The sequence below is a fragment of the Pseudomonas sp. B12(2026) genome, from assembly GCF_057767015.1.
In genome coordinates, this window is sequence record NZ_CM173430.1 from 4,410,024 (window position 1) to 4,424,083 (window position 14,060).

A 14,060-nucleotide genomic window follows, 5' to 3' on the forward strand; every position below is an offset into this window, starting at 1 on the left:
GGGATTTGACTGTAGGAGCGAGCTTGCTCGCGAACCGCTCCAGCGACGGAGCTGTCGGGTGAGTCCGTTCGCGAGCAAGCTCGCTCCTACGAAGAGCAGGCCAGGATCAGTCCCAGGGCTTGCCCCGGGTCCCCCGCTCCACCGGCGTCCGCTGCTGCATCGCCGCCTTGGCCAGCAGGTGCGCGCTGATCGGCGCGGTGATGAACAGGAACGCGGTGATCAGCAGCTCGTGCAGGCTCACGCCCTCGCCGCGGGTGCTGAAGTACAGCATCGAGGCCAGGATCACCCCGCCGACGCCCAGGGTCGAGGCCTTGGTCGGCGCGTGCAGGCGCGTGTAGAAGTCCGGCAGCCGGTACAGGCCGACGGCGCCGAGCAGGGCGAACAGGCTGCCGGCCAGCAGCAGCAGGCTGACCAGCGCCTCGATGAGCGTCTCGCCATTCATTCGACGATGTCTCCACGCAGCAGGAACTTGCACAGCGCCACGGTGCTGACGAAGCCCATCACCGCGATCAGCAGCGCCGCCTCGAAGTACAGGCCGCTGCCCTTCCAGATGCCGAACAGCACGATCAGCGCGATGGCCTCGATCGACAGGGTATCCAGCGCCAGGATGCGGTCCGCGGTACCCGGCCCGCGGATCAGCCGCGCCACGGTCAGCAGCAGCGCGACGCCGAGCATCGCCAGGCACAGGGGAATCACGTAGCCGAGCATTCGAACACCTCCTTGAGCGGCGCTTCGTAGCGGGCCTTGATGTCCGCCGCCAGGGCCTGCGGGTCCGGCACGTCGAGGGCGTGGACCAGCAGCGTGCGGCGGTCGGCGCCGAGGTCGGCGGACACGGTGCCCGGCGTCAGGGTGATCACGCTGGCGAGGATGGTGATCGCCAGGTCGTCGGTCAGCTCCAGCGGAATCTCCACGAAGCCCGGCTGCAGCCTGGACTTCGGCCCCAGCACCAGTTTCGCCACCTGCAGGTTGGCCACGACGATGTCGCCCAGCACCATCACGAAGAAGCGCAGCAGCAGCCCCGGCCGGCGAATGCGTGGCGTGGACAGCAGCAGGTCGCGGCACAGCAGCGGCAGCGCCACGCCGAGGAAGGCGCCGAGCAGCCAGTGGCCGAGGGCGAAATCGTTGGCCATCAGCAGCCAGGTGCCCAGCAGCACGGCGCTGAGCAGCGGGTGCGGGAGGATGCGGCGGATCATGCGCCACCTCCCAGCAGGATCGCCTGGCGGTACAGGTCGACATCCAGCAGTTGCGCCGCGGTCGCCTGGGCATAGGCGAGCAGCGGCCGCGCGGCGATCACCAGCAGCGGCGCGCTGGCCAGCAGGCCGAAGGTCGCCAGCAGCTTCACCGGCTCGCGCTCGGCGCTGCCCAGCACGGTGTGCCCGGTACGCCAGAACAGCGTGCTGCCGGCGCGGCTCAGGGCGACGATGGTCACCAGTCCGCTGACCAGCACCACGCTCCACAGCGCGACCGCCTCGCTGCCGCCGCTCACCGAGCGCAGCAGCATCAGCTTGCCGAGGAAGCCCGACAGCGGCGGCAGGCCGGCGACGGCGATGGCGCCGAAGAAGAACGCGCCGCCCAGCAGATGCGGTTGCAGCAGCGCCGGGCCCTGCACCAGGCGGCCCGCCTTGTCGCCACGCTGGCGGGCGATCAGGTCGGCGAGCAGGAACAGCCCGCCGGCCACCCAGATGCTGTGCAGCAGGTAGTAGAGCGCGGCGGACAGCGCATCCGGCGTGCCCAGCGCAATGGCCGCCAGCAGCGTGCCGGCGGAGACCACGACGAGGTACGACAGCAAGCCCTGCAGCGTGGTCGCCGCCAGCGCGCCCAGCGCACCGGCGACGATGCCGGCCAGCGCCAGCGGCCACAGCCAGGCTTGCGCGAGATTCGCCAGTTCGCCGGCCTGTTCGCCGAAGATCAGCGTGTAGACCCGCAGGATCGAGTAGATGCCCACCTTGGTCATGATCGAGAACAGCGCGGCCACCGGCGCACTGGCCTCGGCATAGGCCTTGGGTAACCAGAAATACAGCGGCAGCAGCGCCGCCTTGAGACCGAACACCACCAGCAGCACCAGCGCCGCCGCGCGCACCAGCGGCGCCTGCTCGGCGCTCAGCTGCGCCACGCGTTCGGCCATGTGCGCCATGTTCAGGGTGCCGGTGATGCCGTAGAGCGTGCCCACCGCGATCAGGAACAACGCCGAGCCGACCAGGTTGAGCACCACGTAATGCACGCCCGCGCGCACCCGCCCCGCCCCGCCGCCGTGCAGCAGCAGCGCGTAGGAGGCGATCAGCAGGATCTCGAAGAACACGAAGAGGTTGAACAGGTCGCCGGTGAGGAAGGCGCCATTCAGCCCCAGCAGCTGGAACTGGAACAGCGCGTGGAAGCGCTTGCCGTGCCGGTCGTCGCCGCACAGCGCGTAGATCAGCGCCAGGCCGGCGAGCAGCGCGGTGGCGGCGACCATCAGCGCGCTGAGGCGGTCCAGCACCAGGATGATGCCGAACGGCGGCTGCCAGTTGCCCAGCGCGTAGAACTGCACGGCGCCGCTGTCGGCCTGTTGCAGCAGCACGGCGGAAAGCGGCAGCAGCGCCAGCGTGGCGAGCAGCGACAGGCCGCGTTGCAGGCGCTCGCCCGCGAGCAGCAGGACGCAGCCGGCGAACAGCGGCAGCAGGATCGGCAGGATCAGCCAGTGGTTCATCGGGCTTCCTCCCCGTCCCCGCCGTCGACATGGTCACCGCCGGTCTCGGCCAGCCCGCGCAGGGCCAGGACGATGACGAAGGCGGTCATGGCGAAGCCGATGACGATGGCGGTCAGCACCAGCGCCTGGGGAATCGGGTCGCTGGCCCGGGCGACCTTGCCGATCACCGCCGGGTCGCCGGCCAGCCGGCCCATGGCGAAGAGGAACAGGTTGACCGCGTAGGACAGCAGGGTCAGCCCCAGCACCACCGGGAAGGTCCGCGCCCGCAGCAGCAGGTACACGCCGCTGGCGGTCAGCAGGCCGAGGGCAATGGCGAACAGCGCTTCCATCAGTGTGCCTCCTGGGATGGCAGCGGCGGCTCTTCAAGCTCTGCCGAGGGGGGCGGCGCGGTGAGCGCGCCGAGCCCCGAGAGGATCAGCAGGGTCGCGCCGACCACGGTGAAGTAGACGCCCAGGTCGAACAGCATCGCCGTGGCCAGCTCGATGTCACCCACCAGCGGGAGGTGGAAGTGGCCGAACGCCGAGGTGAGGAACGGGAAGCCGAAGAACCAGGCGCCCAGCCCGGTGAGCCCGGCGATCAGCACGCCGAGGCAGGCGAGGCGGCTGTAGTCCAGCGGCAGGCGCGTGGCGACCCAGCGGCTGCCGCAGGCGATGTACTGCAGGATCAGCGCGACCGAGGTGACCAGCCCGGCGATGAAACCGCCGCCCGGCAGGTTGTGCCCGCGCAGGAAGATGAACACCGAGACCAGCAGCGCCAGCGGCAGCATCAGCCGCGACAGCACGCCGAGGATCGGCGGGAAGCGGTCCGCCGCCCAGGCGCGGCCCTCGTCGTCGCGCTCGGCGCGCAACAGGCGCAGGCCGTCGAACAGCGCGAAGATGCCCACCGCGGCGATGGCCAGCACGGTGATCTCGCCGAGGGTATCGAAGCCGCGGAAGTCGACCAGGATCACGTTCACCGCATTGTGCCCGCCACCGCCGGAGACGCTGTTCTCCAGGTAATAGCCGGCGATGCTGTCGTAGGGGCGGGTCAGCACGGCATAGGCCAGCAGCATCACCATCACCCCTGCGCCGATCGCCACCACGAAATCGCGCAGGCGGCGCAGGCTGCCGGATGTCTTCGGCGTGCGCGCCGGCAGGTAGTACAGCGCGAGCATCAGCAGGACCATGGTCACCACTTCCACCGCCAACTGGGTCAGCGCCAGGTCCGGCGCGCCGAAGCGGGCGAAGGCCAGCGCCACCAGCAGGCCGGCGATGCTGAGGATGATCAGCGCGGTCAGGCGCTGGCGGTGGAACCACACGGTGAGCGGGCCGCTTAGCGCGAGCAGGACCAGGCCCAGCGCGGTGATGCCGTCCAGCGGTGTCCGCGTCCGCGTGCCTTCGATGCCGGGCAGCGCCGCGAGACCGCCGAACACCACCACCACGGCGGCCAGAACCAGCAGCATGGCGTAGCGCTGCAGCGAGCCATTCTCCAGGTAGTCGGTGACACGCGCGGCGAAGCGCACCACACGCTGCACCTGCTGCTCGAATACCCGCTTGGCGTCCATCGCCGGCAAGCCCGCGTACCAGTCGAACAGCGGCTTGCGCAGCACGTAGAGCAGCACGCCGCCGGCGGTGGCGACGAAGCTCATCGCCAGCGGCGCGTTGAAGCCGTGCCAGATCGCCAGGCTGTAGGCGGGCAGCGGGCCGTTCAGGCTCGACGCGGCGGCGCCGGCCAGCAGCGGGCCGACGGTCAGCGCCGGCAGCACGCCCACCAGCAGGCAGATCAGCACCAGGATTTCCACCGGCACCTTCATGTAGCGCGGCGGCTCGTGGGGGTGCGGGTTGGGCAGGTTGACCGGCTCGCCGTTGAAGAACACGTCGTGGATGAAGCGCACCGAGTAGCTCACCGAGAACAGCGCGCCGACGGTCGCCAGCGCCGGGATCACCCAGTTGAAGCTGCCCATCATGTTCTGCGCCAGGGTCTCGCCGAAGAACATTTCCTTGCTGAGGAAGCCGTTGAGCAGCGGCACGCCGGCCATCGACGCCGAGGCCACCATCGCCAGCACGGCGGTGTGCGGCATGTACTTCCACATGCCGTTGATGCGGCGCATGTCGCGGCTGCCGGTCTCGTGGTCGACGATCCCGGCGGCCATGAACAGCGAGGCCTTGAAGGTGGCGTGGTTGATGATGTGGAAGATCGCCGCGACGTTGGCCATGGGCGAGTCCAGGCCGAACAGCAGGGTGATCAGGCCCAGGTGGCTGATGGTCGAGTAGGCCAGCACGCCCTTGAGGTCGTTCTGGAACAGCGCGGTGAAGGCGCCAATCAGCAGGGTCGCGAGGCCGGTCAGGCTGACCAGGTAGAACCACAGGTCATTGCCCGACAGCAGCGGGTACAGCCGCGCCAGCAGGAACACGCCGGCCTTCACCATGGTCGCCGAGTGCAGGTAGGCGGACACCGGCGTCGGCGCGGCCATGGCGTGGGGCAGCCAGAAATGGAAGGGGAACTGCGCGGACTTGGTGAACACGCCCAGCAGCACCAGGCACAGCGCCAGCGGGTACAGCGGGCTGGACTGCAGCACCTCGCGCGCGCCGAGCACCGTGGACAGCTCGAAGCTACCGACCACCTGGCCGATCAGCAGGATGCCGGCCAGCAGCGCCAGGCCGCCGCCACCGGTGACCGCCAGCGACATGCGCGCGCCCTTGCGCGCGTCCGAGCGATGGCCCCAGAAGCCGATCAGCAGGAACGACGACAGGCTGGTCAGTTCCCAGAACACCAGCATCAGCAGCAGGTTTTCGCTCAGCACCACGCCGAGCATGGAGCCCATGAACAGCAGCAGGAAGGCGTAGAAGCGCCCGGCGGGTTCCTTCTCCGACAGGTAATAGCGGGCGTAGAGGATCACCAGCAGGCCGATGCCGAGGATCAGCAGGGTGAACAGGAAGCCCAGGCCGTCGAGGCGCAGGCTGAGGTTCAGGCCCAGCTCCGGCAGCCACGGCGTGGCGATCACCAGAGCCTCGCCGCCGAGCACCGCGCGCTGGCTCAGCAGCAGCACCAACCCGGCCAACGGCACCAGGCCGGCCGCCGCCGCGCAGGCGCTACGACCGAATCGCTCGCCCAGCAGCGGCAGCAACACCCCGAAGAACGGCAGCGCAATGATCAGCGCCAGAATCATGACCCACTCCTATCGCCGCCGGGCGGCCCCCATACCCACGCCATGCACAAAGCGGCCGGCGAACGAAGGCAACGATTATCCATATCTATCGAATACACGTCATGGATTGAATTATTACCAGAGCCCACAGATGCCGTGCCGGCCGTGGCCCGCGCGGAGGGAATACGCCCCCGGAAACGATAGCGCGCGACAGCCCGAAGGCTGTCGCGCGCTGGAATCCGGCTACCTCGGGGTAGCCGCGTGGAGCTTAGTGGGAGACGCGGCTGGTGCCGTTGACGGTCAGGATGCGCACGCGCTCGCCGACACGGAACACAGCGCCTTCATCGACCTCCTGGACATAGGCGCGGGTGCTGCCGTCGTCTTCGCGGACGGTGATTTCCACGCCCTGGGTACGGGTCAGGCCTTCCTCGGTGGCCGCGCCGAGCAGGCCGCCGGCCACGGCGCCGATGATGGCGGTGACGTAGCTACCCTTGCCGCCACCGATGGAGCTGCCGCCGATACCGCCAACGGCGGCGCCGGTGGCCGCACCGATCGGGGTCTTGGTGCCCTCGATCTTCACCGGGCGCAGGGCCTGGATGGTACCCATGCGAACGTTCTGCACGGTGCGTGCCTCTTCGCGGGTGTAGGTATCGCCGGTCAGGCTGGACTGGCAGCCGCCGAGGGCAAGGGCCAGGGCAGCGAACGTCACGGCGAACAGGGCAGATTTACGCATGTATGAAACCTCCGGATAGGGCTACGAATATTAGACTCCGAGGACAGCCCCGCTGTCACGCCGGCCTTACAACAAACTCCGCGGGCCCGGCTTTTTACAGTCTTAGCCAATAACCGCGGAAATGCCCGTTCCGGCCCGGCTTTATGTGGATCGCCGGATCGGCTAGGGTAGGCGCCCGCACGAGGAGCGCCCATGGATTACTTCATCATCGTCGTCACCACCGCCGCCGGCCTGTACTTCCACTGGTGGATCTACTGGCGCATCCGCCGCTGGATGGACCGCGACCTGGCGCTGTCGATGGCCGGCGACGATCCGGCCAAGCGCAGCTACCTGCTGGAGCGCCTGGAGGAAGCCAAGCGCCAGCGCGTCAAGCGGCGCGACCTGCCGCAATGGCTCAAGCAGGCCGCCGACGATTACCGCGCCGCCTGAGCCAGGCTGCAGAAGCGCGCCAACGCCTCGGCGCGCTGTTCCAGTTCTTCCGCCGCCCGGGCGCAGGCCTGGGCCAGGCTGATCGGCCCCGGCACCAGGCTGAAGGCGGCCTCGATCCCCTCCTCGCGTAGCTCCGCCAGGCCCTCGCCGAGGCTGCCGGCCAGCGCGATCACCGGCACCCCGGCGCGACGCGCCAGGCGCGCCACCCCGACCGGCGTCTTGCCGTGCAGGCTCTGGCCATCCAGGCGGCCCTCCCCGGTGATCACCAGCGCGGCGCCCTGCACGGCCTGCTCCAGCCCCGACAACTCGGCGACCAGCTCGATACCCGGACGGAACCGCGCCTTGAGGAAGGCCCGGCAGGCGAAGCCCAGGCCACCCGCCGCGCCGACCCCGGGAAACAGGCTGTGATCCTCGCCCAGCGTCCGCGCGGCGACCTCGGCGAAATGCCGCAGCGCCGCATCCAGCTGTTCCACCTGCTCGGGACTTGCGCCCTTCTGCGGCCCGAACACCGCCGAGGCACCGTGCGGCCCGCACAGGGGATTGTTCACATCGGCGGCGATTTCGATGTCCACCTGCCGCAGGCGCGGGTCGAGGCCCGACAGGTCGATCGCCATCAGCGTGCCGAGCGCCACGCCGCCGGCACCGAGTTCGGCGCCCTGCGCGTCCAGGAAGCGCGCGCCCAGCGCCTGCAGCAGACCGAGCCCGGCATCGTTGGTGGCGCTGCCGCCCAGCCCGAGGATGATCTTGCGCGCGCCGGCCTGGAGCGCCTCGCGCAGCAGTTCGCCGGTGCCGCGGCTGGTGGTGCGGGTCGCGTCGCGCTTGCGCTCGGGTACCCAGTGCAGACCGCTGGCGGCGGCCATCTCGATCACCGCGGTGCCGTCCTCCAGCCATCCCCAGTGCGCCGTCACCGGTTGCCCGAGCGGGCCGCAGACCCGGCATTCGCGCCGCTCGCCGGGCTTGGCGGCGAGCACGGCGTCCACCGTGCCCTCCCCGCCGTCGGCCATCGGCCGCAGCAACACCTCGTCGGCCGGCCGCGCGCGCAGCCAGCCACGGGCGATGGCCTGGGCGGCCTCAGGTGCGGAAAGGCTTTCCTTGAAGGAGTCCGGGGCGATGACGAGTTTCATGGGGAGGGTCCGTTGGGCGGAGGATAGCGGCATCCTACACCGCCCGATGTATTTGCACGGCGCCGTAGGAGCGGACTCCGTCCGCGATGCTCCGTGCAGGGAGCAAATCGCGGACAGAGTCCGCTCCTACGAAAGCAGATCCCAAGCGCGCTGTGCCTTTGGTTTTGGCTCTGGCCCTGGCTCTGGCTCTGGCTCTGGCTCTGGCTCTTGAAGACTTCCAGAGAAACCTCCGCGCGCTCCAGAGCGCCCCTTCAGGAGGCCGAGTGGAATCGGAGTTTCAGGGGTTGAGCGGCATGGATGCCGCGAGAGCGTTGTCGGGCCAGGGATGGCCCGTCAACGCGGGCCCCTGAAACTTCGATGGAGCGAGGGAATTTTTCGCCTAGGCGAAAAACCGGATGCAGGGGCACAGACCTTTGCCTACTTTGTGGGGGGGCGGCCATCCGTCACTTGCCAAAGTAGGTCGCCCGAGGGGGCGAAACCAAATCTCCCAGCACACGCCGAAGCGGCGCAGAAACACCGAACAAGACCAAGCATCGCGGACAAGGCTGGGAATTGGGGCGCAGGTACGGCGCCTCAGAAAAAGACAGTTGCTCCTACGAAAAGAACGCCGGGCGCATGACCGCGAACGGCCATGCGCCCGGCGCGGCTCAGGGAGCGAGGCGCTCGCGCACCCAGGCGCCGTTCTCGACGCGGAAATTGAGGCGGTCGTGCAGGCGGCTCGGGCGGCCCTGCCAGAACTCGATGCGGCTCGGCAGCAGGCGGTAGCCGCCCCAGAACTCCGGGCAGCTCGGCGCCGTGTCGGCGAAGCGTTTTTCGGTATCCGCGAGCAACTGCTCCAGCTCGCCGCGCCCGTCGATCACCCGGCTCTGCGGCGAGGCCCAGGCGCCCAGGCGGCTGCCCAGCGGGCGCACCCGGTAATAGGCGGCGGACTCTTCGCTGGAAACCTTCTCGACCTGCCCCTCGATGCGCACCTGGCGCTCCAGCGCCGGCCAGAAGAAGGTCATGGCCGCGCGCGGATTCTCGTCCAGCTGCTGGCCCTTGGCGCTTTCGTAGTTGCTGAAGAAGGTGAAGCCGCGATCGTCCAGGCCCTTGAGCAGGAGCACCCGGCAATGCGGCTGGCCCTGGGCGTCCACGGTGGCGAACATCATCGCGTTGGGTTCGACCGGCAGCTGCTCGGTCTTCACCGCCTCCTCGAACCACTGGTGGAAGAGGCTGAAGGGCTCCTTGGGAGCCTGGGATTCACACAGTCCATCACGGGTGTATTCGCGGCGCATATCGGCCAGGGTCTGGGTCATCGGGAGTCTCCTCGGAACGAAGGCCCTAAGCTTATCCAGAGTTGCGCCGTTGCGCTTGATCCACGACAAGCGACATTCCGCCGGGAATGCCGCTTTCGCGAGGCGCGATCAGTTTTTCTGCGCGAGCGCCAGCAGGCTGGTGCGCTGGGTCAGCAGCACTTCGACGCGACGGTTCTGCGCGCGGCCCTCGGCGCTGGCGTTGTCGGCGCGCGGCAGGCTCGAACCGACGCCCTTCAGGCGCAGGCGGTCGGCGCCCAGGCCGCTCAGGCGGAAGATCGACGACACCGCCTGGGCGCGCTGCAGGCTGACCTTGTCGTTGGCCGCCTTGTCGCCGCTGCTGTCGCTGTGGCCGAGCACCAGCACGCCGGTTTCCGGGTCGTTCTGCAGCATCTTCGCCACATTGCCCAGCGGCGCGAGGGTGATCGGCAGCAGCAGTTCGGGACGCTTGGGGTTGAACGAGCCTTCCACCGGCGCGATCAGCACCAGCGCATCCTCGCGCCGCTCGACGGTGAACTTGCTGCCGGCCACCGCGGTGCGCAGGGCCTGTTCGTGCTGGTCCAGCCACTCCTTGCTGAGTTGCAGGCTCTGCGGCTTGGCGCCCTTGTCCGCGGCGGCCTGGCTGTCGCCGGAGGCGAACGGCCACCACCAGTGGCCGCCAGCCTGCTGGCCGCCTGCGGCGGCGACCTTGGGGGCCGCGACGGGCTTTTTCTCCACCGCCGCGGTCGCGGCGTTCGCCTCGCTGCCGCCGCCGAAGGGCCACCACCAGTGGCTGCTGCCGGCGGCGGGCGCGGCGGCGGCGCTCTCCTTGTCCTTGGCCTGGAACTGGCTGCAGGCGGAGAGGCCGATGCAGAGGGCGAGCGTGGAGATCTTCAGCACTTTCATGGGAGCGATTCCATAAGTCGGAACGTGAAGGAAGGCCCGAGCGCGGCAGGCAGGCGGCGGCGCCCCGACTTCATCAAGCAGATTAAGGATTGAGCATAAGTTACTCAGTCGGAACGAGATTTTAAGCCCCAACTGACGAGTGGCGCATGCTTTACCCGCGATGCCACCGTCACTCTGGTGGCGGCGGACGAGCTTTCGAAGGCGCGGCGGGAGGAAGGTTCCTCCCGTCCGTCGCTACAGGCACTCGCCGGCGATGCGCGCCAAGCGCTGGGCGCGCGGGTCCATCAGCACGTAGGGGCCGAGGATGTTGGTGACGAAGCCGAAGGCCAGCTCGCGCTCGGGGTCGGCGAAACCGATGGAGCCGCCGGCCCCCGGGTGGCCAAAGGCCCGCGCGCCGAGGCCGTAGGTGGCGTTGGCCACGTCCGGCTGGTCGAGCATGGTGCCCAGGCCGAAGCGTGTGCGGGTGAGCAGGGTGCGGTCGTCGCCCAGCGCGTGCTCGCGGGTGAGTTCGGCCAGCAGCGCCGCGTCCAGCAGCCGGCCCTGCAACAGGCCGCTGTAGAAGCCGGCCAGCGAGCGCGCGTTGCCGTGGCCGTTCGCCGCCGGCTGCGACATGCGCCGCCACTCCGGCCGGTTGGTGCTGGTGAGCACCGACGGCGGATTGGTGAAGGCACGGGTGGAGAGCGCCAGCGGCTCGGTCATCATGGTCCTGAGCAGACGCTGGGCGGCGGCGTCGCCGAGGTTGCCCTTGCCCCGGGCGATGTGCGCCACGCGGTGGAATTCGGCGTCGTCCAGGCCGATGTGGAAGTCCAGCCCGAGCCGCCCGGCGGTGCGCGCGACGATGGCGGCGCCCGGTTCGCGCCCGTCGACCCGGCGGATCACCTCGCCCACCAGCCAGCCGTAGGTGATCGGCGCGTAGCCGTGCTCGGTGCCCGGCGTCCACCAGGGCGTCTCGGCGGCCAGCGCCGCGGTCATGGTGTTCCAGTCATACAGCGCTTCGGGGGCCAGCGGCTCGCGGATCGCCGGCAGGCCGGCGCGGTGGCAGAGCAGTTGGCGCACCGTGATGTCCTGCTTGCCGGCCTGGGCGAACTCCGGCCAGTAGCGCGCCACCGGGGCGTCGAGCTCCAGCTTGCCCTCCCCCACCAGCTGCAGCATGGCGACGGCGGCGAAGGTCTTGGTGCAGGAGAACAGGTTGAGCAGGGTGTCGGCCTGCCAGTCCTGGCCCGGCTCCTTGCCCGCGCTGCCGGCCCAGAGGTCGACCAGGGTCTCGCCGCCGACCTGGATGCACAGCGCCGCGCCGCGTTCCTGCGGGTCTTCGAAGAGGGCGCGGAAGGCATCGGCAACGGGGGTGAAACGTGGGTCGCAATGGCCGTGCAGGGTCATCGGAATCTCCAGTGGCAGGCGGGGAGGAAGGGACGCAGACGCCATTCTTCCAGCGCCCCGCGCCCCTGTGAACCCCGCCAAAGGCGGGTATCGGCCTTGCGAATGGCGCCTTATCGGCTGGCGGCCTGTTCCTCGTCGTCGCCGCCGTCGTCCACCGGCGCGGGCTTGGGCTCCGGCGCGGCTTTCGCCGCCGCGCGGGCCTGCTCGTCGATGGCCTTGAGCGCCTGCTGGTTGGCCTTGCGCACCGCGTCGACGAAGCCGGCGAAGGGCAGATCGGTGATGGCAACCAGGCCGATGTGGCCGTTCTCGCCGTCGAGCAGGCGGCCGGTCACCGGCTGGTCGAGGTACTGGAACCAGTGCGCGCCGACCACGTTCGGTGCCTTCGCCGCTTCGGCGAGGAAGCGCTGGTAGGCCTCGCCGCGCTGCTGCTCGTTGTACACCTCGGCGACGCCGCCCCAGAACGGCCCGCGGTCGCGGGAGCCGAAGTGGAACTCGCTGATCAGCACCGGCTTGTCCAGGCTGCGCACGTAGTCGGCGTCGAAGCCCTGCTGCGGCAGCGGCGCGTAGAGGTTGAAGCTGAGCAGGTCGCAGTACTGCGCGCAGGAGGCCAGCGCCTCCGGGGTGCTGACGGCGAAGCGCGGGCCGAGCAGCAGATGGTTCGGCGCGTGCCAGTTCAGCGCGTCCTTGAGGGTCTTGAAGTACTGGTCGGCATACAGGCGCAGGAAGGCGCTGTAGTCCGCGGCGATGGCCGGGTGCGCTTCACTGGGCTGCGGCGCCTGGAAGCCGGGCGCATCGAGGTCTTCCCAGGCGGCGATGGGCACGCCCCAGGCCTCGGCGAGCGCCTCGTGCTCCGTGTACTTGTCCTTCAGCTGCTTGATGAAGGCGCGCTTGGCCGGGCTGTCGGTGGACAGCTTCAGCGCGCCGAAGGCCAGCGCGTAGTGCGACTGCGCGTCGTCGCCGCGACCGGCCCAGGCCAGCTCGTTGTCGGCGTAGTAGCCGAGCAGCCAGGCGTCCTCGCGGTGGTCGCGGGCGGCGATGGCGATGGCGCGCTCGGCGGCCATGGCGAAGCGCGGGTCGAAGGGGTCGGGCATGGCGCCCCACCAGTCGTAGCCGGTGCTGACGGTGGCGTAGTCGCCACTGATCGACAGCGGCACGCTGTAGGGCAGGCGCGGATCGTCGGCGAAACTCGGATCGCTCCAGTCGCCCAGGGAGTTGAAGCCCCAGGCGCCGAGGCGCTGCAGGGTGCGTTCGCGCCAGGACGCCGCGGCCTCGTCGCCGCTGAGCCCGCCGTCGGCACGGAAGCGGTTGGCGGCCTGGAAGTCGTACCAGCGGCCGTTGCCGAAGGCGCGCCCCTGCTGGGCGCCGACGCCGCTGCGGTCGTCGCTCTGGCCGTAGAAGGCGGCCAGCGGGTCGCCCTCCTTGGGCAGGCTGGCGAACATGTATTCGCGGCCTTCGACGTAGGTCTGGCTGCTGTCGGCGTTCACCGCGTTGACGCCCAGGGACCAGAACGAATGGCCCTCGGGCGTGACCAGCCACCAGCGGCCGTTGCGCTTCTCGGTGCGGAAGAACCCGGTGCCTTCGAAGGCCGGGCCGTCGAGCAGGCCGCCGAAGGCATCGCGCCCGGCCTTCGCCGGCTGCTGTTTCTTCAGTTGCTCGCCTTCGGCCTTCCAGGCGCTGGCGAGCTGTTCGACGCTCTTCACCTTTTCCGGCCAGTCGCCACGGCTGGCCTGGCCGAAGCCGTCGACGATGCCGGTGTAGGCCTTGTGCCACTGGTCACCGTCGGCGTTGGTGCCGAAGCGGCCGAGCAGGATGTCCTGCGCCGCCTTGGGCGCGGTCAGGTAGAGCTTCACCGCGCCGACCTGGCTGCGGTTCAGCTCGCCGCTCACCTTGCTGGCCAGCAGCAGGCGCTGGCCGTCCTGGGTGACCGGCATGGGCACGCCGGCGCGCATGCCGAAATCTTCCGGCGCGGTGGCGTGCAGCGGGATCAGCAGGGTCTGCGCCGGACCGGGCGGCAGGGCGATGCTGGCGTGCAGCCCCGGCGCACCGGCGACGCCCAGGATCTCGACCTCCAGGGTGATGGCCCAGTCCATCGCGTTCTGGATGCGCAGGCTCATGCTGTCGGCCTGGGACCAGTCCCAGCTGCCGCTGGCCGGCGCCAGGTTCAGGGTCGGCTGCGGCGCCGGGGCGAAGCTCACCCGCCGGAGGATTTCGCCCTCGGGCGTGGCTTCGGCGGTGGCGCTGGGCAGGTCGGCGTTCTGCGTGGTGACCGTGACCACGGCCATGGGCTTGACGAAGTTGAACAGGGTTTCATTGCCGCCGGCCGCCCAAGCGGGAGCACTGGCGATCGCCAGACTGAGCAGCAATGGCAGGTGCCAGCGCGAGGAGGTCATGTGTCCTTGTCCTT

General features: G+C 69.7%; 13 protein-coding genes. 1 reads left to right on the plus strand and 12 read right to left on the minus strand.

The features are described 5' to 3' along the window. Positions 1-106: 106 nt before the first annotated feature. The 7 genes from AC3B6A_RS20520 to AC3B6A_RS20550 all read right to left on the minus strand — a co-directional run bounded on the left by AC3B6A_RS20520 (position 107) and on the right by AC3B6A_RS20550 (position 6,546). Positions 107-442, minus strand: coding sequence for a Na+/H+ antiporter subunit G (locus AC3B6A_RS20520; protein ID WP_488398936.1), 336 nt, complete (start codon positions 440-442; stop codon positions 107-109). Continuing rightward, positions 439-708: a K+/H+ antiporter subunit F gene (locus AC3B6A_RS20525; protein WP_488398937.1), complete on the minus strand. Its 270-nt coding sequence runs from the start codon at positions 706-708 to the stop codon at positions 439-441. Before AC3B6A_RS20525 ends, AC3B6A_RS20520 begins: the two co-directional genes overlap by 4 nt. Next, entirely contained in the window at positions 693-1,193 is a 501-nt protein-coding gene (locus AC3B6A_RS20530; protein WP_488398938.1) for a Na+/H+ antiporter subunit E, read from the minus strand. Before AC3B6A_RS20530 ends, AC3B6A_RS20525 begins: the two co-directional genes overlap by 16 nt. Continuing rightward, complete coding sequence (locus tag AC3B6A_RS20535) at positions 1,190-2,686, minus strand: monovalent cation/H+ antiporter subunit D (RefSeq protein ID WP_488398939.1); 1,497 nt, start codon at positions 2,684-2,686, stop codon at positions 1,190-1,192. Before AC3B6A_RS20535 ends, AC3B6A_RS20530 begins: the two co-directional genes overlap by 4 nt. Next, on the minus strand, positions 2,683-3,015 hold the full coding sequence (locus AC3B6A_RS20540; protein WP_488398940.1) for a Na+/H+ antiporter subunit C: 333 nt from the start codon (positions 3,013-3,015) through the stop codon (positions 2,683-2,685). The genes AC3B6A_RS20535 and AC3B6A_RS20540 overlap by 4 nt, the downstream gene beginning before the upstream one ends. Then, a complete protein-coding gene (locus AC3B6A_RS20545; protein WP_488398941.1) occupies positions 3,015-5,834 on the minus strand; it encodes a monovalent cation/H+ antiporter subunit A in 2,820 nt (939 codons plus the stop codon). Before AC3B6A_RS20545 ends, AC3B6A_RS20540 begins: the two co-directional genes overlap by 1 nt. Before the next feature lie 247 nt (positions 5,835-6,081). After that, on the minus strand, positions 6,082-6,546 hold the full coding sequence (locus tag AC3B6A_RS20550) for an outer membrane lipoprotein (protein WP_488398942.1): 465 nt from the start codon (positions 6,544-6,546) through the stop codon (positions 6,082-6,084). Positions 6,547-6,738: 192 nt separating this feature from the next. On the opposite strand from AC3B6A_RS20550, the gene AC3B6A_RS20555 reads away from it, so the two are divergent. Then, positions 6,739-6,975 carry a hypothetical protein gene (locus AC3B6A_RS20555; protein ID WP_488398943.1) on the plus strand — a complete coding sequence of 79 codons (237 nt, stop codon included), beginning with the start codon at positions 6,739-6,741 and terminating at the stop codon, positions 6,973-6,975. On the opposite strand, the gene AC3B6A_RS20560 is transcribed toward AC3B6A_RS20555, so the two are convergent. From AC3B6A_RS20560 to AC3B6A_RS20580, 5 genes are all read right to left on the minus strand, one after another. After that, positions 6,960-8,099: a glycerate kinase gene (locus tag AC3B6A_RS20560; RefSeq protein ID WP_488398944.1), complete on the minus strand. Its 1,140-nt coding sequence runs from the start codon at positions 8,097-8,099 to the stop codon at positions 6,960-6,962. The genes AC3B6A_RS20555 and AC3B6A_RS20560 overlap by 16 nt on opposite strands. 647 nt (positions 8,100-8,746) lie before the next feature. Continuing rightward, positions 8,747-9,394 carry a pyridoxamine 5'-phosphate oxidase gene (gene pdxH / locus AC3B6A_RS20565; protein ID WP_488398945.1) on the minus strand — a complete coding sequence of 216 codons (648 nt, stop codon included), beginning with the start codon at positions 9,392-9,394 and terminating at the stop codon, positions 8,747-8,749. 108 nt (positions 9,395-9,502) lie between these two features. Beyond that, the gene (locus AC3B6A_RS20570) at positions 9,503-10,276 is read right to left on the minus strand and encodes an OmpA family protein (protein WP_488398946.1); all 774 of its coding nucleotides are present in this window, start codon (positions 10,274-10,276) and stop codon (positions 9,503-9,505) included. 234 nt (positions 10,277-10,510) lie between these two features. Beyond that, positions 10,511-11,656, minus strand: coding sequence for a serine hydrolase domain-containing protein (locus AC3B6A_RS20575; RefSeq protein ID WP_488398947.1), 1,146 nt, complete (start codon positions 11,654-11,656; stop codon positions 10,511-10,513). Between the two features lie 110 nt (positions 11,657-11,766). Further along, positions 11,767-14,046, minus strand: a complete 2,280-nt coding sequence (locus AC3B6A_RS20580; protein WP_488398948.1) for a beta-galactosidase — start codon at positions 14,044-14,046, stop codon at positions 11,767-11,769. Between the last annotated feature and the right edge of the window lie 14 nt (positions 14,047-14,060).